Source organism: Clostridium sp. 7_2_43FAA, from assembly GCF_000158375.2.
Taxonomy (GTDB): Bacteria; Bacillota; Clostridia; order Clostridiales; family Clostridiaceae; genus Clostridium; species Clostridium tertium.
In genome coordinates, this window is record NZ_JH815222.1 from 1,845,227 (window position 1) to 1,869,670 (window position 24,444).

Annotated in this window: 24 protein-coding genes and 1 riboswitch; of the genes, 2 read left to right on the top strand and 22 right to left on the bottom strand. The window is 27.3% G+C overall.

Going from position 1 to position 24,444, the window contains the following annotated elements; all coding sequences use genetic code 11:
- Positions 1-291 precede the first annotated feature (291 nt).
- The 14 genes from CSBG_RS10330 to CSBG_RS10395 form a co-directional block, all read right to left on the bottom strand.
- Positions 292-747, bottom strand: coding sequence for an MOSC domain-containing protein (locus CSBG_RS10330; RefSeq protein WP_008679287.1), 456 nt, complete (start codon positions 745-747; stop codon positions 292-294).
- 4 nt (positions 748-751) lie between these two features.
- Positions 752-1,723, bottom strand: a complete 972-nt coding sequence (gene moaA, locus CSBG_RS10335; protein ID WP_008679289.1) for a GTP 3',8-cyclase MoaA — start codon at positions 1,721-1,723, stop codon at positions 752-754.
- Position 1,724: 1 nt separating this feature from the next.
- Positions 1,725-2,219 (bottom strand): cyclic pyranopterin monophosphate synthase MoaC, encoded by a 495-nt coding sequence (moaC, locus tag CSBG_RS10340; RefSeq protein ID WP_008679290.1) that lies wholly within the window; start codon positions 2,217-2,219, stop codon positions 1,725-1,727.
- 9 nt (positions 2,220-2,228) lie between these two features.
- Entirely contained in the window at positions 2,229-3,245 is a 1,017-nt protein-coding gene (locus tag CSBG_RS10345; RefSeq protein ID WP_008679292.1) for a molybdopterin-binding protein, read from the bottom strand.
- Between the two features lie 70 nt (positions 3,246-3,315).
- Positions 3,316-3,807, bottom strand: coding sequence for a MogA/MoaB family molybdenum cofactor biosynthesis protein (locus CSBG_RS10350; RefSeq protein WP_008679293.1), 492 nt, complete (start codon positions 3,805-3,807; stop codon positions 3,316-3,318).
- Entirely contained in the window at positions 3,807-4,382 is a 576-nt protein-coding gene (locus CSBG_RS10355; RefSeq protein ID WP_008679294.1) for a molybdenum cofactor guanylyltransferase, read from the bottom strand. Before CSBG_RS10355 ends, CSBG_RS10350 begins: the two co-directional genes overlap by 1 nt.
- A gap of 8 nt (positions 4,383-4,390) precedes the next feature.
- On the bottom strand, positions 4,391-5,596 hold the full coding sequence (gene glp / locus CSBG_RS10360) for a gephyrin-like molybdotransferase Glp (protein ID WP_008679297.1): 1,206 nt from the start codon (positions 5,594-5,596) through the stop codon (positions 4,391-4,393).
- 256 nt (positions 5,597-5,852) lie between these two features.
- Positions 5,853-5,991, bottom strand: a riboswitch (molybdenum cofactor riboswitch).
- Positions 5,983-6,492, bottom strand: a complete 510-nt coding sequence (gene mobB / locus CSBG_RS10365; protein ID WP_008679299.1) for a molybdopterin-guanine dinucleotide biosynthesis protein B — start codon at positions 6,490-6,492, stop codon at positions 5,983-5,985. It overlaps the preceding riboswitch by 9 nt.
- A 207-nt stretch (positions 6,493-6,699) precedes the next feature.
- Entirely contained in the window at positions 6,700-7,926 is a 1,227-nt protein-coding gene (locus CSBG_RS10370; protein ID WP_008679301.1) for an FAD-dependent oxidoreductase, read from the bottom strand.
- The gene (locus tag CSBG_RS10375) at positions 7,926-8,333 is read right to left on the bottom strand and encodes a 4Fe-4S dicluster domain-containing protein (protein ID WP_008679303.1); all 408 of its coding nucleotides are present in this window, start codon (positions 8,331-8,333) and stop codon (positions 7,926-7,928) included. The genes CSBG_RS10370 and CSBG_RS10375 overlap by 1 nt, the downstream gene beginning before the upstream one ends.
- Positions 8,334-8,345: 12 nt before the next feature.
- Complete coding sequence (locus CSBG_RS10380) at positions 8,346-10,430, bottom strand: nitrate reductase (RefSeq protein ID WP_008679305.1); 2,085 nt, start codon at positions 10,428-10,430, stop codon at positions 8,346-8,348.
- A gap of 198 nt (positions 10,431-10,628) precedes the next feature.
- Positions 10,629-11,228, bottom strand: coding sequence for an ATP-binding cassette domain-containing protein (locus tag CSBG_RS10385; RefSeq protein ID WP_008679306.1), 600 nt, complete (start codon positions 11,226-11,228; stop codon positions 10,629-10,631).
- Positions 11,221-11,988, bottom strand: coding sequence for an ABC transporter permease subunit (locus CSBG_RS10390; protein ID WP_008679308.1), 768 nt, complete (start codon positions 11,986-11,988; stop codon positions 11,221-11,223). Before CSBG_RS10390 ends, CSBG_RS10385 begins: the two co-directional genes overlap by 8 nt.
- Positions 11,963-12,958 carry an MqnA/MqnD/SBP family protein gene (locus CSBG_RS10395; RefSeq protein ID WP_008679310.1) on the bottom strand — a complete coding sequence of 332 codons (996 nt, stop codon included), beginning with the start codon at positions 12,956-12,958 and terminating at the stop codon, positions 11,963-11,965. The genes CSBG_RS10390 and CSBG_RS10395 overlap by 26 nt, the downstream gene beginning before the upstream one ends.
- Positions 12,959-13,149: 191 nt before the next feature.
- On the opposite strand from CSBG_RS10395, the gene CSBG_RS10400 reads away from it, so the two are divergent.
- Positions 13,150-14,142 carry a DUF4003 family protein gene (locus tag CSBG_RS10400; RefSeq protein ID WP_008679313.1) on the top strand — a complete coding sequence of 331 codons (993 nt, stop codon included), beginning with the start codon at positions 13,150-13,152 and terminating at the stop codon, positions 14,140-14,142.
- Positions 14,143-14,162: 20 nt separating this feature from the next.
- Here CSBG_RS10400 and CSBG_RS10405 read toward each other — a convergent pair whose 3' ends face one another.
- The 7 genes from CSBG_RS10405 to CSBG_RS10435 form a co-directional block, all read right to left on the bottom strand.
- Positions 14,163-15,104 (bottom strand): ribonuclease Z, encoded by a 942-nt coding sequence (locus CSBG_RS10405; RefSeq protein WP_035285304.1) that lies wholly within the window; start codon positions 15,102-15,104, stop codon positions 14,163-14,165.
- Between the two features lie 259 nt (positions 15,105-15,363).
- Complete coding sequence (gene deoD, locus CSBG_RS10410) at positions 15,364-16,071, bottom strand: purine-nucleoside phosphorylase (protein WP_008679315.1); 708 nt, start codon at positions 16,069-16,071, stop codon at positions 15,364-15,366.
- 288 nt (positions 16,072-16,359) lie between these two features.
- Entirely contained in the window at positions 16,360-17,469 is a 1,110-nt protein-coding gene (locus CSBG_RS10415; protein ID WP_008679317.1) for an N-acetylmuramoyl-L-alanine amidase, read from the bottom strand.
- Positions 17,470-17,545: 76 nt separating this feature from the next.
- Positions 17,546-18,844, bottom strand: a complete 1,299-nt coding sequence (locus CSBG_RS10420; protein WP_008679319.1) for a folylpolyglutamate synthase/dihydrofolate synthase family protein — start codon at positions 18,842-18,844, stop codon at positions 17,546-17,548.
- Between the two features lie 2 nt (positions 18,845-18,846).
- A complete protein-coding gene (locus tag CSBG_RS10425) occupies positions 18,847-19,641 on the bottom strand; it encodes an ATP-grasp domain-containing protein (RefSeq protein WP_008679321.1) in 795 nt (264 codons plus the stop codon).
- Positions 19,638-20,531, bottom strand: coding sequence for a RimK family alpha-L-glutamate ligase (locus CSBG_RS10430; protein ID WP_008679322.1), 894 nt, complete (start codon positions 20,529-20,531; stop codon positions 19,638-19,640). The genes CSBG_RS10425 and CSBG_RS10430 overlap by 4 nt, the downstream gene beginning before the upstream one ends.
- A 29-nt stretch (positions 20,532-20,560) precedes the next feature.
- Entirely contained in the window at positions 20,561-20,806 is a 246-nt protein-coding gene (locus CSBG_RS10435) for a hypothetical protein (RefSeq protein ID WP_008679323.1), read from the bottom strand.
- Positions 20,807-21,080: 274 nt separating this feature from the next.
- On the opposite strand from CSBG_RS10435, the gene CSBG_RS10440 reads away from it, so the two are divergent.
- A complete protein-coding gene (locus CSBG_RS10440; RefSeq protein ID WP_008679324.1) occupies positions 21,081-21,512 on the top strand; it encodes a hypothetical protein in 432 nt (143 codons plus the stop codon).
- A gap of 184 nt (positions 21,513-21,696) precedes the next feature.
- On the opposite strand, the gene CSBG_RS10445 is transcribed toward CSBG_RS10440, so the two are convergent.
- Positions 21,697-24,339, bottom strand: a complete 2,643-nt coding sequence (locus CSBG_RS10445) for a valine--tRNA ligase (protein ID WP_008679325.1) — start codon at positions 24,337-24,339, stop codon at positions 21,697-21,699.
- Positions 24,340-24,444 lie beyond the last annotated feature (105 nt).

Sequence of the window (24,444 nt, forward strand, 5' to 3'; positions counted from 1 at the left end):
ATAAACATTTTATAGCTATTATTAGTATTATTCGCTTATTATATGCATATTAAACAAATGGTCATATATAAATTTACTTATTCATTCACAGCTTTTGAGAGCAACAAAAACTTATATATTCTAATTAAAAATTAGCAACCCATAACTATAAAATTAGTGTATTTCTAAATATTAAAATTCTAATACCATCAATAATTTAATTTTGAAAATTTCAAACTTTCATACTTTCGTATAAATAAAAAAACATCTAGATACTTGATTATTAAAATCTAATATCTAGATGTTTCTTTATTATAATGTAAATACTTTCTTTTCATTATCTAATAAAGTACATTTATCTCCAACTCTTACTTTTCCACCTTTTAGAACTCTAGTAAATATTCCATTCTTAGGCATTATACATTCTCCAACCTGATAGTATATTGCACACTTATCATGACATTCTTTACCGATTTGAGTTACTTCTAAAAGTACTTCTCCTACTGTTAATCTTTGGCCAATTGGAAGTTTATTTAATTCTATTCCATCAACAACTAAGTTTTCTCCAAATGCGCCAAAATCAACATTTCCTCCTTTATTTCTAAATTCATCAATCTTTTCAAAAGCTAATAAACTTACTTGTCTATGCCACTTACCAGCATGAGCATCACCTTCTATTCCAAACTCCTCTATGAAATTTGCTTCTTCAACCTCATTTTTTAAAGTTCCTTTATGTTTACTTGTACATATAGCTAAAACCTTGCTCATATTTTTATCCTCCAATTTGATTCATAAATTTTAATTCTTTATCATTACTTTTTTGCATAAACAAATGTTTTTCAGGTTTATCAAAAATACTATTTTCTATTGCAAGTGATAATTCATTATCAGAACCTCCTTTTCTAATCAGCTCTTTTAAATCAATACCATAATTGAAATGTAAGCATTGTTTTAAAAACCCTTCTGGAGTTAATCTAATTCTATTACAATCCTCACAAAAACAATTACTTATAGCACTAATAAATCCAATCTTACCTTTAGCATCCTTTAATTTTATATAAGTTGCTGGTCCACCACTCTTAATTCTTTTAACTTCTTCAAAATCCTTATAATTATTTTTAATAATGTCTATAATAACTTCATTATTAATTCCTTTATACTTACTTCCCACTCCAATAGGCATAAGCTCTATGAATCTTACATCTATTGGTTTTTGTAATGTTAAATTTACAAAATCTATTATTTCATCATCATTAATATCTTCTATCATAACTGTATTCAATTTTACTTTTATTCCAAGTGAAATACATTTATCTATTGCTGCTAATACCTTATTTAAATCTCCTAATCTAGTTAATCTTTTAAATGTTTCTTTCTTTAATGAGTCTAAGCTTATATTAACACCTTTTAATCCTGCTTTTGCAAGAATTTCTACGTTTTCCTCAAGCAATATTCCATTTGTAGTTAAGTATATTTCCTCTATACCTTGTATAGTATTTATTCTTTGCATAAGCTCTACTATATCTTTCCTAACTAAAGGTTCTCCCCCAGTAAATCTAACTTTTTTTATACCAAGCTTTGCACTTTCGCATACTATTTTATATATTTCATCATTAGTCAATTTATCTTCTTTTTTAAGAAAAGTATTATTTTTCTCTTCCATGCAATATATACATCTTAAGTTACAATTATCAGTTAATGAAATTCTTAAATAATCTATTTCTCTACCATATTTATCTTTCATATTATTTTATAGAGCTATCATAAAAATTAAATTCCCCGCTCTTCCCCCCTGTTTTTTTTAGTAAATGAGTACATTCTATTACCATTCTTTTATCTATAGCTTTACACATATCGTATATTGTTAAAGCTGAAATTGTAGCTGCAGTTAAAGCTTCCATTTCAACTCCTGTTTTATCTACTATTTTTACAGTGGCTTTTATTTCAATACTATTTTCTTCATCATTTATTTCAAAATCAATATTGCAGCTAGATATCATTAATGGATGACACATAGGTATTAAATTAGATGTTTGTTTACTAGCCATTATCCCTGCAACTCTAGCTACTCCTAAAACATCTCCTTTACCTATTTTCCCTTCTTTTATAAGTTCTAAGGTTTCTTTGCTTACTTTTATTTTTGAAACTGCAATTGCAACTCTTTCAGTTTTATTTTTTTCTGATACATCTACCATTCTTGCATTTCCACTATTATCAAAATGAGTAAATTTACTATTCATTATATCCTCCTACTTTCCAAAAGAACAATGTGGGAAGGTACAAACCTTACAATCTAAACATAATCCACCATGTCCATAATCTGCTATATCACCCAAAGTTAATTTTTCATCTGCTAGTATTCTTGGCAGTACTAAATCTAATACAGTTCTTTTTGAATACATAGCACAACTTGGTACTCCTAGTATTGGAATGTCTTTATAGTAAGCTAATAAAAACATAGCCCCTGGTAATACTGGCGATCCGTATGTAACAAGCTCTCCACCACATTCCTTTATAGCAGTTGGTGTTACATCATCTGGATCAACTGACATTCCTCCTGTACATATAATCATATCTACATTTTCACTTAACCCATTCTTTATTTCTTCTATTATTCTTTCTTTAGAGTCTGGTAGAATAACTTGATTAATAACTTCACTACCGTAATATCCAAGTTTTGATTTTATTACTGGTAGAAAGGCATCTTTAATTCTTCCACTATAAACTTCATTACCAGTTGTTATAAGCAAGCAATTCTTAGGTTTTATTTCTTCTATATAAATAATTTTATCTTTTATTAATTTTTCTGCATTAATAATTTTATCTTCATCAATTATTAATGGAATAACTCTAGTTGAACCAATTTTTTCTCCTTTTTTTATTGGAGTATTGTTATGTAATGTAGATACAATTATTTCTCCAAGGCTATTAAGCTTAAACAACTCTTCCTTATCTATTTTTAAAACTCCATCTATATCTGCAAAAAAGTCAACTTTTCCTTCTTTTATTTCTTCTGATTTGCAAGCTCCATCACCAAGTACAAGGTTTGAAATTCTAATTGCAGCATCATTTTCATGTAGCTCTCCTTTACTAGGCTCCCATACATAAATGTGCTCTTTTCCTATAGATAGTAATTTTTCAATATCCTCTTCTTTTACAATATGACCTTTTTTAAAAAGTCTTCCTTTAAATTCTCCTGGTATTATTTGTGTAACATCGTGAGATAAGATACAGCCAACAGAATCATATACGCTTATCATTTTCATTATAATGCATCTCCTATCAGTTAATCATTTGTCTGAATACTTATTTAATAAATATTTCTTATAAATGTACTTATTTTCTCGCACATTCCTTTGCTTCTCCAATTAATATACCAATTCCATGTTTCAATTCATCTAATATAAAATCTAATGCTTCTTCACATGCTTTTGGACTTCCTGGTAAATTTACTATAAGAGTATCTTTTCTTATTCCAGATACTGCTCTAGAAAGCATTGCTCTTTTAGTTATTTGAAGGCTATACATTCTTATAGCTTCACAGATTCCTGGTGCTTCTCTATCAATTATTTCCTTAGTTGCTTCTGGAGTTATATCTCTTTTCGAAAATCCAGTTCCACCTGTGCTTAATATTAAATTAACCTTTAACTCATCACTCATATTTATAAATTCTTTTTTTAACATTTCCTTTTCATCAGGTACAATCACCATTTTTTCTACTTTAAAACCTGCATTTTCTATTATTTCTTTAATAACAGCTCCACTTTTATCTTCTCTTTCCCCTGAATATCCTTTATCACTACTAGTTATTATTCCAACAGTATACATTAAATTTCCTCCAAGTCATTATATTCATTAATTGTATTTATATTTGAAAAATATCTATCATTTAACTCTTCATATATTTTATCTTCTAATACTTTATATTTTGTTGATATTATAAATTTTTGTAATTTATTTTCACTTTTTACTAAGGATTCTTCAATTTTAGGAATTAATTCTTTTGAATAAATTGAACATAGTGGCTGAAGCTTTTCATTTATTTTAGGTACTAAGACTTCATATTCTTCATCTAAATTTCCTATAATGTTTAAAATATCTTTTGTAATTAAAGGCATGTCACAAGCAATACATAAAACCTTATCATTTTTTGCATTTTTAAGTGCTGAATGTATTCCTGATAAAGGCCCATTTCCTAAATGAATATCACCAAAAATTTTTAAGTTAAACTTTCTATAATCCTCTTTTTTATTTGATATAATTATTATTTCATCAAAATCTTTTCCAGCATCTATTATATTTTCTATAAAAGTTTTTTCTTTAAAAAGTAATAGCGCTTTATTGTTATAATTCATCCTACTACTTTTTCCACCTGCTAAAATAGCTAATGTTTTATTTATCATCTTTTCTCCTAAAGCTTTATAATATCTACTAAATCTCCTTGATTTTTACCATCATTATTAGTTTCTATTTCAATTATGCAATTTGAATTTATTGCAGAACTAAGGATTCCATTTCCTGATTTAGTTTGTGTTATATGTACATATTGTTTACAATTATTAACTTCTACATATCCTCTTATAAACCTTCTTTGAGGACTTTTCTTTTTGATATCTTTTAATAATATTGCTTTTTCTCGATTTATTTTAATTTCTTGATATCCAGATAATTTTTCAAGAGTTGGTTTAACTAATAATTCAAATGTTGTTAAAGCTGCTGTTGGATTTCCTGATAGACTAATTACAATTGATTTATTTACTCTGCTACATAAAACCGCTGAGCCAGGTTTAATAGTTATTTTCCAAAAAAGTTTTTCTCCACTTGTAGTGTCTATAGCATCTTTTAATAAATCTTTTTCTCCAACTGAAACTCCACCTGTTGTAATTATTAAATCAACTTCATTTGAAATTTCTTCAATATAGCTACCTATTTCATGAAAATTATCATTTATATGAGCAATATACTTAGCTTCATAGCCCAACTCTTTTATCCTTGATAAAATAGAATATTTATTACTATTATAAATTTTCCCTTCTCCTAAAGCTAAGCCTATATCAACAACTTCGTCACCAGTGCTTATAAATGCTATTTTAGGCTTTTTATATACTTTCATTTTATTTATTCCAGAACTAGCTAAAATCCCAATATCAGCATAGTCAAGCTTTTTGCTTGATTTTAAAAGTAGACTTCCCTTTGAAATATCTTCTCCCTTTATACAGATATTTTCATTTTCCTTTATATTTTTCTTTAAGATAATAAAATCATCTTCTAAAGTTACATCTTCTTGTTTTATAACAGCATTTGCGCCTTTAGGAATTGGTGCACCTGTCATGATTCTCACTGCTGTATCCTCATTCACAGCACTACTACAAACACCTCCGGCATAAACCTTATCTATTACCTTAAACTTCCTATTACTTAATTCAGTATTATTAGAAATTAATGCATAACCATCCATTGCAGATTTATTAAAAGGTGGATTATTTATTTGTGCATAAATATTTTCACTTATTACTCTATTTAATCCATCAATTAGATCAACCTCTTCAATATCTAAATTATTCACATTATTATTTAATATTTCTATTGCTTCTTCTAATGAAATAAAGGATTTCACGTTATTCCTCCCTAAAAAATTAATGTACAAAATTTTTCTCATCCCATCACTTATAATTATCCTTTTAGAATATTAATATTTCATACTTTCCTATACAAAAAAGCCTATTACCCATAAATTTGGTGAGTAATAAGCTTTTAATTTAAATATAAATAAACACTTTTAATAGTGTTAAAATTCACTTATCATATAAACCTAAAAATAAAATTGAACTTAATATTATTTTTAGATCTATCTTAACTATAAGTATAATATATTTAAATCAACTTATTTTCCTTCCCAAATCGTGGAGATGCTATCTTTTCAAATAAGCACCCTGTGAATCTAAAATTCAGGCATAATATCCATAGAATTTATCCTTAGGCAATACTATGCTCTAGAAAATATTATTGATAATTTTCAAAGTTAAAATCTTCTTCCTTTTCTATTAAATCAGCAAGTTCTTCAAAATTATTTTTATCTATAACTAAAACATCATTTAAACTTAAATTATTATCACTTGCTACTGCTATAAGATTATTCTTAGGCGTTATTATTTTACTACTAACACCACTTCTATATACTTCTATCTTTCTTAAATTACTTTTCTTATATCCTTCTACTAAAATTATATCTTTATCAATTGCCAAGTTTATAAGATCGTAAAGTTCTGTTTCTTCATTTAATTCCTTTATTATTGCAAGCCTAGAACTTGAGGATATTATTACAGTTTCTGAACCTGCTTCCCTATGTTTATATGTATCTTTTCCTTTTTTATCAATATCAAATCCATGAACATCATGCTTTATTGTTGCTATACTTAAATTTCTACTTTTTAATTCTCTTATTAACCCTTCCATTACAAATGTTTTTCCCACATTTGACTTTTCCCCAATTATATTAATTACCTTAGACATAATCTTCATCCTTTAAGTATATTTTAATTATTAATTTTTAATGGCTTTATTTAAATTTATACTTATTATGTTCTAGATTTTTTGTAATAATCCTTCTTTAAAATATATTATAAAAAAATTTTTAACTATATAATTTTCAATAAAGATATAATATTTAATTAAACTATATGGAAATTAGCCAAAATACTAATTTCCATATAAAGATTATTATTTATAACTAAATTCAAAATTCTTTTCTATATTAAAGAAATCTGCATAATCTATATCAAATATATTTTTTGTTACTTTTGATATATCTATTTTTTCTTTTATAAGTTGTGTTAATACACCTGCGTAAGATAAATCTCCTTGGATTATTGCTCCATAAATTTTGCCATCTTTGTGTATTATCTTTTTATAGTTTTCGCCATCTATGCTTATTTCAACTTTGTAAGTTTCATCCTTTGGTTCTATATCCCCTAAAGACATAGTTGCAACACCAACAAAGTTCATAGTATTCTTGCTTCCAAAGAAATCTGTCATTATCATTTCTTTTCCTAACATATTGTTTGCAGCAATTATCCCTTCTTTTACTGCTGTTGGCCATATAGGATTTCTTCCAGTTACGTCTCCTGCTCCATAAATATCATTAATATTAGTCTTTCCTTTTTCGTCTATTATTAATCCAAACTTATCACATTCAACATTACTATAGTTTAAAAAGTTAACGTTAGATCTTACCCCTGTAGCCACAATAACTAATTCACATGGTATTTCTTCACCAGTATTAATTACTAAAGCTTTAGGATCTTTATTTTCATCTAAAATTAATTTTTCTGCTCTAACACCAAGCTTTAAATTCACTCCATTTTCTGTGAACTTCTTTTTATAAACTTCTGAAGTATATTCATCTAATTGTATTGGTAAAACCTTATTTCCCATTTCTACTAAAGATATATTTACACCTGTATCAATAAGTCCACTTACTGCATCTATTCCAACAAGTCCTGCTCCTAATACAACTACATTTTTAACCTTAGCTGCCTTTTCTTTTATAAGCACTGCATCTTCTAAATTTCTAAGTCCAACCACATTATTTCCTTCTCTTAATCCTTCAACTGGTGGAATAAATGATGAAGCTCCGCTACAAATCAATAATTTATCAAAACTTAAAACTTTATCGTTAGATAAAGTTAAAGTTTTATTTTCATCATTTACGCAAATAACTTCAACACCATTTATCCATCTTATATTGTACTCTTCAAAGAAATTCATAGATGTAAAGTTTAATTGTTCTACATTTCTATGATTTGAAATGTAATGATGCAAAATACATCTTGAATATACTTCAGTATCTTTTGAAACTAATATTATTTCTGCATCCTTATCTAATTCTCTTAATGTTTTTGCTCCACTAATGCCAGCTGCTGATGCTCCTATAACTACATATTTCATTAATTAGGCACCTCCTCTAATGTAATAGCTGCCATTGGACATTTTTCTACACATTGTGGTGTCCCCTTATCTTTGCATGCATCACATTTCATTATTTCCTTTTGTGCTCTACTGTCAGCTTTTAATACTCCATAAGGACATGCCATTATGCACATATAACAACTTGCACAACGCTCTTTATTGTAAGTAACTAATCCTGTCTCCTTATCTTTGCTCATAGCTCCAGTCATGCATGTATAAACACATTCTGGTCTATCACAATGTCTACAAAAAATTGGAGCATACTTTCCACTACTATCTATTGTTATTCTACTTCTTGTATCTTCTGAATTATGAGAAACAATACATGCAGTTGTACAAGTCAGACATCCAACACATTTCGATCTATCTATTTTTATTCTCTTCATATTGAATCCCCCCTATTTTTTAAAAATATTCACTGCAACAGTTTTAAAAGATGGTTCTTTTGAATAAGGATCATAAACTGAAGGAGTTAGAGAATTTGTTTCAATATAATGCATAGGCGCATATATATGATCCTTTTTCACATTTTCTGAATAAACAACATTAAACTCATTAGTATTACCGTTTTGTGAAGTTATATTAACTCTCTCATTTTCATTAATATTTAACTCTCTTGCCAGATCTGGATTCATTAAAACATATGATTCTTTTCTATAAATTTTATTATGTTCTATTTCTCTAGATCTAACTTGAGTATGCCATTGTCCTACAGTTCCTCTTCCTGTATTTAATATATAAGGAAATTCTTTTGAGGTCTCTGTTGGATTTTCTGCTATATCTTCAAAATGGAACTTAGCCTTCTTTGATGGTGTATAATAGTTTCCATCTTCATAAAGTCTTCTTTCATCCTCTTCTATAACTTGTCCTTCTTTGAATGGCCATTGAACTCCTCTTGAGCCTTCCATATTTTTGCCTTCTAACATTTCATAAGTAACTCCTGTTATATCACAAGGCATTCCTTTAGAACATTTTTTTAATAATTCAAATACGTCTCTTGGAGTTTTCCAATTCTCAAGTAAACTTCCCATACCTAACGCTTTACCTATATTTAAGAATATTTCAAAATCAGATAATTCGCCCTCTTCTTTTGGTACTACTGGATTAACTTTTGACAATCTACGCTCAGTATTAATAAGAACTCCTTCTTTCTTTATAGCTGGAACTGAAGGTAAATATAAATCACAAAGCTGTGCAGTGTGAGTATCTTCATATATATCTTGTACTACTAAGAAATCTAAATTTTCTACTGCTTTTTTAAATTCATCATTATTTGTAAATGAATGTCTTGGGTTTGTACATATTACCCATAACCCCTTAATTTCTCCTGCAATTGCTTTTTCTATTATAACATTATAAGGAAGCGTTGGCTTAGTTGCTAATACACTTTCGTCAACTTCTAAGGCTTCCGCTACAGCTTTTCTTCTTATTGGATTATCAAAATCTCCGCCGCCATATAGTCCTGCTGTATTGCTGAACGCTCTTGATCCCATAGCATTACATTGACCAGTTAATGAATTTGCACCTGTTCCTGGTCTACCGATATTTCCAGTGATCAGTGCTAAGTTTATTATAGATTGTGCAGTTCTTACTGCTTGATATCCTTGGTTTACACCCATTGTCCACCAAAATGATACTCTTTTCCCATTATGTATTATTTCTGCTAGTTCTAAAACTCTTTCTTTAGATATTCCTGTTTCTTCTTCTACATTATCTAAAGTAAATTTAGAAACATGATTTTTAAAGTCTTCATATCCCTCTGTATGCTCGTCTATATATTTTTTGTCAATCCAACCATTTTGAATTAATACATTTGCTAATGTATATAATAGAACTAAATCAGATTTAGGTTTAATATCTACCCACATATGAGAATTTATTGCTGTTTCTGATTTTCTTGGATCAACTGTTATTATTTTTGCATCCTTATTTTTTCTTATTCTTCCCCAAAAAACTGGATGTGCTATAACTGGATTAGCTCCAATTAAAATTATAGTATCTGAAAGTTCAGCATCATTTAAAGTATAAGGAGGAGCATCAAAACCAAAACTTTGCTTATGCGCTACAACTGATGTCGCCATACATAATCTTGTATTTCCATCTCCATGCATACCCATGTAATTTCTTCCTACATGTCCAAGCAACGCCATTTCTTCAGTTGTCATTTGCCCAGTACTAATATATGCAACACTTTCTTTACCATATTTAGCTTGAATTTCAGTCATTTTTTTAGCAAAAACTTCAAAGCCTTTATTCCAAGATATTTCTCTCATTTCTCCATTTTCATCTCTTAATAAAGGGGATTTTCTTGCCTTAATTTTTGTTTGTTGCTTATCTAAGTTTAATCCTTTAATACAACAAAACCCCTTATTTACTGGATAATCAACAGTAGGTGAAACCTTTTGAATCTTACCATTATCTACATAGAAATCTATGTTACATGCTAAAGCACATAAATTACAAGTTGATTGAATTTTTTTCATATAACTTACATCTCCAATTCATAATTTTTAAACTCGTTATATTATTTTATGATTTTTAATTTTATCATTAACTATCGCTAAAAACTGTGATGATTATCACAGTTTTATAATTGATTGTTATATAATTAACAAATTGTTTAAATATATTTTCCATATTTTTTAAAATGTAATAAAAAAAGAAGTGTACTCTCACTTCTTTTAAACTTCAATTATTTCTTTTTTTACAGGCTCGTTCTTTAAAAAAATTATCTTCTTTGTAAACTCTTTTGCTTCGTTTATATCATGAGTTATAATTATAGCCGTTTTTTTATTATCATAAAAATATTGTTTTATATATTTAATGATATTTTCTTTATTTTCCTTATCTAAGCCTTTAAAAGGCTCATCCATGATAAAAATATCAGCATCATATATCACGGCTCTAGCTATATTTACTCTTTGCTTCATACCACCACTTAACTCATGTGGATATAAATATTTACAATTTAATAAGTTCATCTTTTGTAATATATTATTAATTTTTGCTTTTCTTTCATCTTTGCTTAATTTATTTTTAATCACAATATCTAAATTCTTATATATATTTTTCCAGGGTATTAATCTACTTTCTTGAAAAACAACACTGACTTTATTTCCACTTGAAATTAATTGATCTTTTATATATTTAGTTAAAGTACTCTTACCTATACCTGATTCTCCCATTATAAAGTTTACAGTATTTTCTTCAAAATCTATTGAAAAATCATCATATAAAACTCTGTCCTCGAACCTTATATTAACTTTGTTAAATTTAATCAACTATATACCTCCTCCCCTTAATTAGCTTTCCTGTAAAGTATATAATGATCTTATCAGTTATATAACATAATATTGCTACTATAATTATCCACGCAAATATACCTGATGTATTAAAATTAATTTTTTCACCTTGTATTGCAGTTCCTATTCCATATAACGGTTGACCATAAACTTCCCCTGCTATTACTACTTTAAGGACTAAGGAAAATGTTGATGTCACTATAGATGAAATGCTAATGATTATTGCTTGAATATGTATGCTTAAAAGCTTATCGAAAAAACTAACCTCAAAAGATTCAACCATCTCATTTAATTCACTATTTCCATTTAAAATCGAATTCACAGTTGTTTCATATAAAATAGGAAACGCTATAATTATTCCTATCAAATAGGGTGCATAATTTTTATTTAGCCAAATTAGTGCTATTAATATAAATGCTATTGTTGGTATAGATTTTAATATTGAATTAATTGGATATAAAAAGTTATATACAAATTTATTAAATCCAGAAACTATTCCTAAAACTATTGCTATTATTAATGCTATAAAAAAGCTTATAAATCCTCTTAGCAATGAATTGATTATATTTAATAAAAAGTTCTTTTCTTTTATTATCCTTAATATTTCATTTATTATTTCACTTATTTTAGGCAAATAAATAGAATTATTAATTTTATTGGATAAAAATATCCATATCACTACTATTATAAGTAGCGACATGAATATAATCTTTTTATCCTTCATAGAAGAAGTCTTCATTTGGTATCTTTTCTCCTATTGATTTTGCATTTTCATTTTCTAAAACCTTAAAATACTCTAAGTAATCTTGCTTACTATCTCCTGCATTTGAAAAGTTTATATTGCTATTTTTTATTGATTTCTCTATTATAGAAGCTTCTACTTGTGATCCATTTTCTACTGAATAATCTGCAGCTTCTTTATTATTTTCATTTACCCACTGGATAGAGTTATTTACCTTATCTATAAGTTCATTAAGAAAATCCTTATCATTATTTATTATTTCTTCTTTTACTATTATACTTGCTTGTGGAAATCCATTTTTACTATTAAATTTTTCTTTCCATAAATCATTTAAACTAGCTATTATATTTATATTAGGATTTTTGCTTAATATAGTAGTTAATGCTGGTTCAGGTACCACAGCATACTTAGCCTTACCACTTAATATTGCTGGTGCTAATTCTGTAGCTCCTCCTACATAACTTAAAGTTACATCATTTAATATTCCACTTTCCTTTAATAAAGCTTTAAAAACTATATCTGGAGTTAGTCCATTCCCTATGTTATACACTTCTTTTCCTTTTATATCATTAAACTCTATTTTTCCTTCAGTTGAAACCAAGTACAAAGCTCCATATCCTGTTGTTCCAACTAACTTATAACCTAACCCTTTATTATATGCTTGTGCTGCTAGATTAGATGGAACTATTGCTATATCTGGTTCTCCTTTCATAACCGAAGTTGCTAATGTATCTGATGTATTTTCTATAGAATAACTAATATTATAATTATCATTAACCTGTATATTTTCCTTTATTAATTTTGAAATTGCTGTAGACGGAACTCCATTTGGAACAACTATTGATATTTCTTTTCTTTCGGTATCTTTAATTACATTTTCTTCCACTTTTGCTTTACAGCCTGTAAATATAAAAAATATAGTAGCTATAAAGAAAATACTTAATTTAATTTTATTGTTTCTTCTCATTTTATCTACTCCTCCATGCTTTACTATATATTACCATTATAACATTAATCTTAGTATACTCAATGTCAATCTAAACAATACCACCACCTCTTTATGAGTTATTTTTTATTATATAAAGCAGTTTCAATATTGATATTGTTCTGTTTTATCTATATAATATTATTATATAATTTTAAAGGGGATGAAAATTTATGATAGAAAATAAAATTGAGTTACTAATTAAGAATAGTAATAGCTTAGAAAATGTAAAATCTACTTTTGGCATGGGTACATTTAAGAGATGTAATGCACTAAATTTAACATTAAGAAATATTAATGCAAATGTAGAAAAAATTAATCACTGTATAGATATAATAAAAAATAATTCCTCTATATTTTCTAACTTTAGAGGAAATAATCTTTTAACTACTGCTGTTAATTTATCTATGCAACCTAATCCAGAAGAAAGTTTTAATGATATTATGATTATATATGGCAAATTAAAAAATTATTTCTTAAACAATCAATTTTTAGTTTTAGAAGCCCAAATAATATACAATTACAAAAATACAAATGATATTGATTTAATAGTTATAAATACTAGAAAAGCCTATGACACTATGAAAAAAAATCATTTGTTTTTAACTGGACAAGATGATATTTGTGCCGCAGCTCTCATTGCAACAACTTCCAATAACTTAGATCAAACATTTATAGATATGGAAGAATGCTATAATATTTTAAGAAGTAATAGTTTTTATAGTGGAAATAACCTTCAAGCTTTGTCCCATATACTTTCACTTTTTGAAGGATTAGCACAAGAAAAATGTAATAAAGTTATTTTATTGGATAAAGTTTTAAGGAACCACTCTGTTCCATTAAAAGGCTATTCTTTACCAATTTTAGGAGTTGCAGCTCTTACTAATGCTGATTATGAAAAATTTGCTACTGACTTAAATTCAATAAATAATTCATTAAAGAAACAAAGTGGATTTGGAAGCTTTACTTTAGGCCGAGCTGTGAGAAATATGATTATAGCTTCTTTACTATCATTAGAATCTATAGAAGATACTAATTCTTTAATCAAAGAAAAGTTAATTGAAACAACTAACAATATATCTTTAAATATAGTTATTATAATGCAAATAGCAGCAGCAACTGCTGCTACATCTGCAGCCGCAGCCGCTGCTGCTTCAAGTAATTAACTTTATCAAAACCTTAGAGCTTACTCTGTAAACTTTAAGGTTTTTGTTATTTCATCTTCTCCAATTATTACTTCACTAAAAACTTCAGTAGCATTTTCTAAATACTCATTTGGATTTAACATAGCCGGACTAAAATGAGTTAAAAGCATTTCACACACATCACCATTACTAGCTAAGCCTGCTGCTTCTCTGAAAGTCATATGTTTATTTTTTATAGCCTTTTCTATATCTTTATCATCTCCATAAGTACCTTCACAAATAAACAAATCACTATTTTCTATGAATCTAACAATACTATTTATTGGTCTTGTATCTGTAATAAAGCTTACTTTAATTCCTTTTCTTTCTTCTCCTAAAACCATTGTGTAATCATATTGAATCCCATCATAAATCACTTCTTCTTCTTTTTGTAATTTATTCCACAACATTTTAGGCACATTACTTTTAATAGCTTTATCTATATCAAACTTTCTTTTTCTTTTAAAATAAAAATTATATCCAAGGCAAGGTGATGAATGTTCAAGTTCTAAAGTCCTTACTATCAAATCACTTTTATCATTTGTATCTAATTCAATTAAATCCTTTTTCACATTAAAATATAATTCATTGGGATTTTCTATTATATTTAAATCATAAGGTAAATATGGTGCAATAACTCTAAGACTATTTACTACATTTGTAATTCCTATCGGTCCAATTATAGTTAAAGGATGCTCTCGTCCACTATTTCCTATGGTTGAAAGAAGTCCTGGAAGTCCAACAATATGATCACCATGACAATGAGTTATAAGTATTAAATCTATTGCCTTAAATCCAAGTCCCATTCTTCTTATTGCTACTTGTGTACCTTCACCACAATCTATTAGTATTTTTCTTCCTTTATAATTTATAAATAAAGAAGATAAATTTCTTTTTGGCATAGGCATTCCACCACCACATCCTAATAGTGATACATCAATCAAATTAATCAACTTCTTTCCTAATATGTTTGTAAATTTAAAATTTATATTTTTAATAATATAATCTTATTAAATAACATAATTCTATATTATTATTTATCATATTTAAAACTTATAATCTAAAATATAACTTTTATTTATTGATACATATTAATTAATTTATATATGCGCAAAAAGGGAAGTTCGAATTTAGAACTTCCCTTTTTATCGGCTAATATCAAAATTTATTTTGATACAATTCTCTCACTTAAATTATTAAAAATTATTTTGCTAGCTCTAATGCTATTTCCATCATATCAGTAAAGCTTTTTTGTCTTTCTTCAGGACTAGTTTCTATACCTTTAAATATATGGTCAGAAATTGTAAGTATAGATAACGCTTCTACTCCAAACTTTGCTGCTAGTGTATAAAGCTCAGCTGATTCCATTTCTACAGCTAAACAACCATAATCAGCCCATAACTTTATTCCTACATTAGTATCATCATAGAATAAATCTGAAGATAAAACATTACCAACTTTAATGTTTAATCCTTTTTCTTTTCCTTTATTATATGCTTCTAATAAAAGATCAAAGTTTGCTGTTGGAGCATAATCCATACCTTGAAATCTTCTTTTATTTATTGCTGAGTTTGTTGATGCACTTTGTGCTAAAACTATATCTCTTACATTAACATCTTCATTCATGGATCCTGCTGATCCAATTCTGATAAGTCTTTTTGCTCCATAAAATTGAATTAGTTCATTTACATATATAGAATGTGATGGTAACCCCATTCCTGTTCCTTGTACAGATATTCTTTTGCCTTTATATGTACCAGTATAGCCATACATTCCTCTAACTTCATTATAACAAACAGGATTTTCTAAATAATTTTCAGCTATAAATTTAGCTCTTAATGGGTCTCCTGGTAATAATACTGTTTCGGCTATAGCTCCTTCATTAGCCATTATGTGTAAATGCTTTGCCATATGTTAAAAGCCTCCTTAATTTATGATTAATAAAATACTATCATATTTCTAAAAACAAATAAACCTTTTCACTTTAAATTATCATTATTGTTACATTTGTTATCAAAAATAAAATAACTTTTACTCTTCATTATATATTATTCACTCTTTTCTCATAAAAATAAATTGAGAATTAACCTTAATGATATGTATTAACTCTCCTATTTTCGTATAATTTCGAATATAATTCTCAATTTATAAAAAAGTGTAATTAGTAAAATTAATTTTACTAATTACACTAAAATTTATCTAATATATTGGATTATTTGTAATACTGCTGTCATTGTCTCTTGGAGCATATATATTTACTCTCCCAAAGGTTTCAGTGTTAATTGTGTAAACGTCGCTTTGTGGATTCCCTAATATTTCATAAGATAATCCTCCATATCTTGATGGAGCTAAAAATCCTACTTCATTTCCTATAACAGGTGCTCTATTTAATGAATATACTCTCCAAGTAGCAACTGATTTATTTAAATTTAAATATCTTCTACTTGATGATGGGCTTCCAGATGATCCTGGTGTTCCTGGTGAAACTACTGTGCTATCTCCATATAAAGCATTAGTAGTAATTGAACTATCATTATCATTAGGCGCGTAAATATTTACTCTTCCAAAGGTTTGTGTATTTATAGTATATACATTACTTTGTGGATTTCCTAATATTTTATATGATAATCCCCCATAAGTTGATGGAGCTAAAAATCCTACTTCATTTCCTATAATAGGAGCTTTACTTAAAGGATATACTCTCCATCTACTAACTGATTTGTTTAAATTTAAATATCTATCAGTACCTGGTGTAGTTGTAGGTGGATTTACTGGTGCTTCTGGTTCAGTTGGCGTTGTCACTTCTTGTCCAACTAATCCTTTTACTATAGCATTTGCAATTCTTTCAGGATTATAAATATTCATATCACTAGAATCAATAAAACAACACTCTACTAACATTGATTTAGTTCTTATTCCTCCAACTACAGCTAGTTCACTACCATTTTTTATTCCTCTATTTATATATCCTATAACATTCATTTCTTTTAAAATATTAGATGCCTCTACAAGAGTAGATCCACCTTTTGTATAAATTTCAGTTCCTCGTCCGCCACCTGCATTTAAATGAATTGAAACCGAAATATCTGCTGCTGCTGAATTAGCTGAAGAAACTCTAATTCTTAAACTTTCAGATACACTTAAAGCATAATCTGGTGATACAACAACAACATAATGTCCTAGATTCTCTAATTTAGCTCTAACTTTTTTTCCAATCTCTCTTGTACAAACTTCTTCTCTATACCCATTTCCCGATGCTCCAGTATCAGGTCCCGACAAACAGTGTCCATAATCTAACACTATTTTCATATTAATCACCTCAATATAAAATATGCAAGTATTATGTTATCTGACATTATTACTTAGTGAAAATATACAAATAACCTTATATATTATTAATTTGCTTTCTTATTTCTCCTATCATATAAAGAGAACCAGCTGCAACTATTAAATCATCTTTATTTGCTTTACTTAATGATAGTTTTATTGCCTTGTCATAATCATCAAAAGCAATACAATTATTGTTATACTCCAATACTACTTCCTTTAGCTCATTTGCACTAGCTGCTCTTATTGAATTTGCAGTAACAGTGTACACTTCAGTAGCTACTGGTGCTATTATTTTAACCATTTCTTCTACATTTTTATCTGCTAAAATTCCAAGTATTAAATATAAATTTTTATATTTAAAATATTCCTCTATATTACTTTTAAGAAATTCTATCCCTGCAATATTATGAGCTCCATCAATTACTATAAATGGATCTTTCTTTAATACCTCAAGTCTTCCTTTCCATTTAACATTTTTTACGCCTTTATATAATTTATTAATATTTACCTTTATATAATTTAACTTTTCAAGCTCTTCTAATGCTTTAATTGCTAAAGATAAATTAATTATTTGATGTTTTCCAAGCAAAGCTAAATCTAAAGTGTATTTATTATTATTAAAATTTACTGAAACTCTTTGATAAGGAATATCATCATTTACTATTTCTAAAAAAACAAAATCATTTGAATCTACAATAGTTAATTTAGATTTTGTTAATAATGCTTTATTTTTTATAATATAAAGAGCTTCATCCTTTTGATTACAAGTTATAACTGGAATTGCATCTTTTATTATTCCTGCTTTTTCATTAGTTATTTCTTGTATTGTATTTCCTAAAATATTTGTATGATCTAAGCTTATAGATGTTATTATTGATAAAATTGGTTTAATTACATTTGTTGAATCTAACCTGCCTCCAAGGCCTACTTCTATTACTCCAAAATCAACTTTTTGTCTATATAAATATAAAAACATAATACATGTTAATACTTCGAATTCAGTTGGATGCTTATATCCTTCTTCTACTACTTTATTAACATATGGCTTTATTTCTTCTAATAAGTATACCAAATCCTCTTCTGGTATATTCTCATCATTTACTCTTATTGTTTCTTCTATTTCTTCTAAATGTGGTGAATTAAAAAATCCTACTTTATAACCATGTTCAATTAAAACTTTACCTAATATAGAAGAAGTTGATCCCTTTCCATTTGTTCCAGCTATATGTATAAGCTTTAGTTTTTTATGTGGATTTCCGAGCAACTCTAATAATCTCTCTGTACGTTCTAATCCATAATTTGAACCTAATACTCTTAGCTCCTCTAAATATTTTATTGTCTTTAAATCCTTCATATCTATTTCATTCCTTTAACACTTTTTCTTATATGCTCTAAAAATAATTCCATAGTATTATTTACACCTAAATAACTTAACATTCTACTTCCAACTGCATCTTCAAATTCATTGAATAATATTTCATCATTTTCTAAAAGTAAGAAATCAATTCCCCCAAAATCTATATCTATATTATTTAGTAGCTTTTCTAATATCTCCTTTTGCAAAGATGAATATTTATATAATTCAACATTGCCACCCCTTGAAAAATTAGATAAGATTTCATCTTCTTTAGGAAGCCTAATTACTGAATTAACTATATTATTATTTATTATATAAAACCTTATATCTCCAACATAATCTTCAATAAACTCTTGATAAACATTTTTATTAAAATCTAAAGATTTAAAATCCTTTAATATATTAACTCCTATTCCACCATGTCCATTTTTAGGTTTTTCTATTATCTTTTTATTACTATTTAACTCTTCAATGCTTCTATAAATCTTTGGATACTTAATATCTAAAGTTTCCATAAAATTATATGCTTCTAACTTATCATTTCCAAGCCTGCAAAAATTAAATTTATTAAAAACTCTTAGTCCTAATGATTCTAAATCATAAGTTATTTTATAATCTCTAGATCTATTTATAGCAAATTTATATTTTGAATTTACAATTTTGTAATCTATATCTTTTGTTAATATAAGTTCCAAATCCAAATTGTATTTTATTCCATCTTCTATTAACCAATTTATATAGCTTTTATTTTTTTCTACATCTATTTCATCATAAATAACTAACCCTTTTATCATAAACATTCCTCTAATATATATTTTAATATTTCTGCTCCAAAGCTTTTTCCCCAAAGCTCTTCAAAGCTTAAAAAATTCAAATTTGAATTCACTTCACATAATATAGGTTTATTATCTTCACCAAATAATAAATCTACGCCTGAAAAATCTAAACCTAATACCTTATGAGCTTTTAATGCAATCTCTTCTTGTTCTGTTGTTAAGTTTATTAATTTACCTTTTCCACCTTGAGATATATTAGCTCTAAAGTCTTTATCAGATTCCCTAAGCATAGCCCCTATCACTTTATTCCCTATGATATTTACTCTTATATCTTTTCCATAACTACTTTTTATATTTTCTTGCATAATAAAGTCTACATTTCTTTTATTTAATTCTGTAACCTTTTTAATAAACTCTTCTTTATCTTTTATTAAATAAACCTGCATACCAAAAGAACCCTTTGATTCCTTTATTATTATTTCTTTGCCAAGTTCCTCATAACATTTTATTAAATAATCTTCACTATTTAGTAAATAATCAAAAATCATTGGTGATAATATTGTTCTTGGCATTTGTATATCATTATTAGAAAGTTCTAAATGCATTAACCCCTTATGATCGCAATATTCAATGGCTTTACTTGAATTAAAGACCTTAAATCCCATCTTTTCTAAGTGCCTTGCTAATAATACATCTTTGTCCCAAAATATAATAAATTTTGGGCTTTCAATCTCTTTTAAATATAAAAGCTCAGCTTTTCCTTCATTATTGTATGTAGGTATTATCTCCGTATTTTTAACTGCCTCTAACTTTACATTTAAATTTTTTCCTTCAGTTACTAAAGATTTTACAAGCTTATTTATTTTAGGAATATTTAATGTTCCATTATAAATTATCCATCCTGTCATAAGTAATTCACTCTTTCTATACTTAATATTTATTTAATGCTTTCGCCTTTTTTCCATAACTTTTTACCTGAAAAATATCCAATTATAATAAGTAAAACATTTATTATAATTGTAAAAATTATTAAAAATCTATTTGCTATATTTATTTTATTTATCATTACTACTGGTATAAATATCAAATAAAATAATACTAATAAACTTACAATTAAATTTCTTATAAAACTCTTTTCACCTAAGGATTTAAATGGCTGCCACCATATATTAAAATCTTTCATTTTTTATGTCTCCTATTTCTTCATAATGGTAAATAATTCAATTCCTTTAATATGTACTGCAAAATTTATATTACTTTAAAACTACTTTAACAAGCTTTTGAATTCATTATAAATTATACATTTTTACTTGTGTAATAACTCTTAATCACCCTACTTTTATCACTTTTAATTTTTTTTGTCAATATAGCATCTTAGTTTATTACTTTTTATTAATTGAATTTTATATTAAGGTACTTTACAATAATAAATATAAAACCTAAAGAAGGAGCTTATTATGAACAATTTAAATGAAGCATTAAAGTTAAATTTAGATAAAATCTCTATTTTTGAAATAGATGAAGAAAAGTTAATAGAACTTAAGTCTTACGATTACTATATGCAAACAAATTTTTATTTTTGGTTAATTAATAAGATAAATTATTTTGAAGATGAAAAGCTTTATGATGAGTTAGCATATGCTCATTACTTAATGTCTTATTTTGTTTTTATTATCCTAACACCTTTATCATATGAGGATTTAGCATTTAATCATATAAATAAAGCATTAAAATATAAAAATAATCTTAAATATAAGGAATGGCTTCTTATATTTTCAACTCTTCCAAATAACTTTATAAAAACATATGATGCAATAAAAATTGCTGAAGAAGTTATTGAAAAAGATCCTAGCAGTACTTTAGCTAATACTATATTACAAATGTTTTAAAAACACTAAAGGCCCTAGCTTAAGCTAGAGCCTTTAATGCCTTTTATCTTATTAAATCTTTTATCTTAAATATTATAAACTAAATACTCTAAATTAGAAACAAAAATTTTTTTTAATAATAAAATAAATTCTTTTAATGTTGTATAGCAATGAATATTATTTTAATATTTTAAAATAATATATTCTATTTTAAAGTATCTATTCTAACTAAAACTGCATTTAGCATTTCTTGATATTTTTCTCTCTTTTCTTTTTCACCATCAATTACAGCTTGTGGTGCTTTAGCTACGAACCCTTGATTAGATAACTTTTTATCTATTCTTTCTACTTCGCCTTCTAGCTTTTTCTTTTCTTTATTTAATCTTTCAAGTTCCTTTTCTTTGTCTACTAAATCTAAAAGTGGCATAAATAATTCTCCACCCTTAACAACTAGTGATACTGCATTTTCTGGAACCATAGCTTTATCATCTATAAATGATACTTCTGATGCAGATGCTAATTTTTCTATATAGTGAACCCCAGAAATAAATGCATCTTTTGCTTCAGTTGTAGTATAGCTAATTACTTTAGCTTTTCTTGATGGTGGAACATTCATTTCAGCTCTTACATTTCTTAACCCCTTTATAGCTTCAATTATAAAGTCCATATCCTTTTCAGCCTTTTCATCAGTTAAGCTTTCATTGTATTCTGGCCAATTTGAAACTACTATTGAATCACCATCAGTTAAAGTAGTATATATTTCTTCAGTTATAAATGGCATTACAGGGTGTAATAACTTAAGTCCAGTTTTAAGAACATCATTTAAAACATTATAAACTATACCTTTTTGCTTTTCATCATCGCCATATAGTACGCCTTTAACTAATTCAATATACCAGTCGCAGAATTCAGTCCACATGAAATCATATACCTTTTGAAGAGCAATTCCAAGTTCGTATTTTTCCATGTTTTCAGTTACTTCTTTAACTAAAGTATTCATTCTTGAAAGAATCCACTTATCAGCTAAACTATATTCTTTGCAATCAGCGTATTTATCCATTACTTCTTTATCAAGATTCATCATAACAAATCTAGAAGCATTCCACATCTTATTTGCAAAGTTTCTAGCTGCTTCAACTCTTTCTGGAATATATCTTATATCATTTCCTGGAGAGTTACCAGTTACTAGCATAAATCTTAAAGCATCTGCTCCATATTCATCTATAACTTCTAATGGATCAACACCATTTCCAAGAGATTTACTCATTTTTCTACCTTGAGAATCTCTTATAATTCCATGAATTAAAACTGTATCAAATGGAGTTTTATCCATATTGTGTATTCCTGAGAATATCATTCTTGCAACCCAGAAGAAGATAATATCATATCCTGTAACTAATACATTTGTTGGATAGAAGTATTCAAGATCTTCCGTTTCATTTGGCCATCCTAAAGTTGAGAAAGGCCATAAAGCTGAGGAGAACCAAGTGTCTAATACATCTTCATCTTGATGCATATGTTTTGATCCACACTTAGGGCAAGTTTCTGGAGCATCTACTTGAACTATTATTTCTCTACAATCATTACAATACCAAACTGGGATTCTATGTCCCCACCATAATTGTCTTGATATACACCAATCTTGAATATTTTCCATCCAATTGAAGTATATTTTATCAAATCTTTCTGGAACAAATTTAGTTTCATTATTTTTTACTGCTTCTATAGCTGGTTTCGCTAAAGATTCCATTTTAACATACCATTGTTTTGATATTATGGGTTCAACTACAGTTCCACATCTATCATGAGTACCTACATTATGAGTATGTGGTTTAACTTTAACTAATAAACCTTGCTCATCTAAATCGCTAACCATTTGCTTTCTAGCTTCATATCTATCTAATCCTTGGTATTTTCCACCTAGCTCATTAATAACACCATTATCATCCATAACTCTTATTTGAGGTAAATTATGTCTAAGTCCTACTTGGAAATCATTTGGATCATGAGCAGGAGTTATTTTTACAGCACCAGTTCCAAATTCAATATCTACATAGTCATCACCAACTATAGGAATTTCTCTATCTGTTAGAGGTAATTTCAATGTTTTTCCTATAAGATGTTTAAATCTATCATCATTTGGATTAACAGCAACAGCTGTATCTCCAAGTAAAGTTTCTGGTCTTGTAGTTGCAATTTCTAAATATCCACTACCGTCAGCTAATGGATAATTTATATGCCAGAAGCTTCCTTCTTTTTCTTCATATTCTATTTCAGCATCTGAAAGTGCTGTAGTACACTTTGGACACCAGTTAGTTATTCTATTTCCTTGATAAATTAAGCCTTCGTTATATAGCTTAACAAAAACAGTTCTAACTGCTTTATTTAAATTTTCATCCATTGTAAATGCTTCTCTTGAGAAGTCACAAGAAACTCCCATTTTCTTTAATTGAGTTCTTATTGTATCTCTATACTCATCAGCCCATTCCCAAACCTTTTCTAAGAATGCTTCTCTTCCCATTTCTTTTTTAATTAAGCCTTCTTTTAAAAGTTCATTTTCAACCTTAACTTCAGTTGCAATAGAAGCATGGTCTTGTCCTGGTAACCATAAAGTACAGTATCCTTGCATTCTTTTAAATCTTATAAGCATATCTTGAAGTGTATTATCAAGAGCATGACCTAAATGAAGCTTTCCAGTTATATTTGGTGGTGGCATAACTATAGAAAAAGGCTTCTTATTTTTATCGATTATTGGTGTAAAGTATTTTTTTTCTTCCCAAAGCTTATAAATTCTTTCTTCGAATTCCTTTGGATTGTATGTCGTTGCTAAGTTTTTCTTTTCAGACATCCTTTTTGCCTCCTTTTTTTACTTTATATAGATTAAAGATAGATACCTAAAAATTTGCTTTTATTGAAATTAATAAAACTAGTTTAATAAAGATATTAATTTTAG

Excerpts from the sequence above, each read along its gene's own strand:
- CSBG_RS10330 (WP_008679287.1), bottom strand. The coding sequence starts at position 747 with ATGAGCAAGGTTTTAGCTATATGTACAAGTAAACATAAAGGAACTTTA.
- moaA (WP_008679289.1), bottom strand. The coding sequence starts at position 1,723 with ATGAAAGATAAATATGGTAGAGAAATAGATTATTTAAGAATTTCATTA.
- moaC (WP_008679290.1), bottom strand. The coding sequence starts at position 2,219 with ATGAATAGTAAATTTACTCATTTTGATAATAGTGGAAATGCAAGAATG.
- CSBG_RS10345 (WP_008679292.1), bottom strand. The coding sequence starts at position 3,245 with ATGAAAATGATAAGCGTATATGATTCTGTTGGCTGTATCTTATCTCAC.
- CSBG_RS10350 (WP_008679293.1), bottom strand. The coding sequence starts at position 3,807 with ATGTATACTGTTGGAATAATAACTAGTAGTGATAAAGGATATTCAGGG.
- CSBG_RS10355 (WP_008679294.1), bottom strand. The coding sequence starts at position 4,382 with ATGATAAATAAAACATTAGCTATTTTAGCAGGTGGAAAAAGTAGTAGG.
- mobB (WP_008679299.1), bottom strand. The coding sequence starts at position 6,492 with ATGTCTAAGGTAATTAATATAATTGGGGAAAAGTCAAATGTGGGAAAA.
- CSBG_RS10370 (WP_008679301.1), bottom strand. The coding sequence starts at position 7,926 with ATGAAATATGTAGTTATAGGAGCATCAGCAGCTGGCATTAGTGGAGCA.
- CSBG_RS10375 (WP_008679303.1), bottom strand. The coding sequence starts at position 8,333 with ATGAAGAGAATAAAAATAGATAGATCGAAATGTGTTGGATGTCTGACT.
- CSBG_RS10380 (WP_008679305.1), bottom strand. The coding sequence starts at position 10,430 with ATGAAAAAAATTCAATCAACTTGTAATTTATGTGCTTTAGCATGTAAC.
- CSBG_RS10390 (WP_008679308.1), bottom strand. The coding sequence starts at position 11,988 with ATGAAGACTTCTTCTATGAAGGATAAAAAGATTATATTCATGTCGCTA.
- CSBG_RS10395 (WP_008679310.1), bottom strand. The coding sequence starts at position 12,958 with ATGAGAAGAAACAATAAAATTAAATTAAGTATTTTCTTTATAGCTACT.
- CSBG_RS10400 (WP_008679313.1), top strand. The coding sequence starts at position 13,150 with ATGATAGAAAATAAAATTGAGTTACTAATTAAGAATAGTAATAGCTTA.
- deoD (WP_008679315.1), bottom strand. The coding sequence starts at position 16,071 with ATGGCAAAGCATTTACACATAATGGCTAATGAAGGAGCTATAGCCGAA.
- CSBG_RS10415 (WP_008679317.1), bottom strand. The coding sequence starts at position 17,469 with ATGAAAATAGTGTTAGATTATGGACACTGTTTGTCGGGACCTGATACT.
- CSBG_RS10420 (WP_008679319.1), bottom strand. The coding sequence starts at position 18,844 with ATGAAGGATTTAAAGACAATAAAATATTTAGAGGAGCTAAGAGTATTA.
- CSBG_RS10425 (WP_008679321.1), bottom strand. The coding sequence starts at position 19,641 with ATGATAAAAGGGTTAGTTATTTATGATGAAATAGATGTAGAAAAAAAT.
- CSBG_RS10430 (WP_008679322.1), bottom strand. The coding sequence starts at position 20,531 with ATGACAGGATGGATAATTTATAATGGAACATTAAATATTCCTAAAATA.
- CSBG_RS10435 (WP_008679323.1), bottom strand. The coding sequence starts at position 20,806 with ATGAAAGATTTTAATATATGGTGGCAGCCATTTAAATCCTTAGGTGAA.
- CSBG_RS10440 (WP_008679324.1), top strand. The coding sequence starts at position 21,081 with ATGAACAATTTAAATGAAGCATTAAAGTTAAATTTAGATAAAATCTCT.
- CSBG_RS10445 (WP_008679325.1), bottom strand. The coding sequence starts at position 24,339 with ATGTCTGAAAAGAAAAACTTAGCAACGACATACAATCCAAAGGAATTC.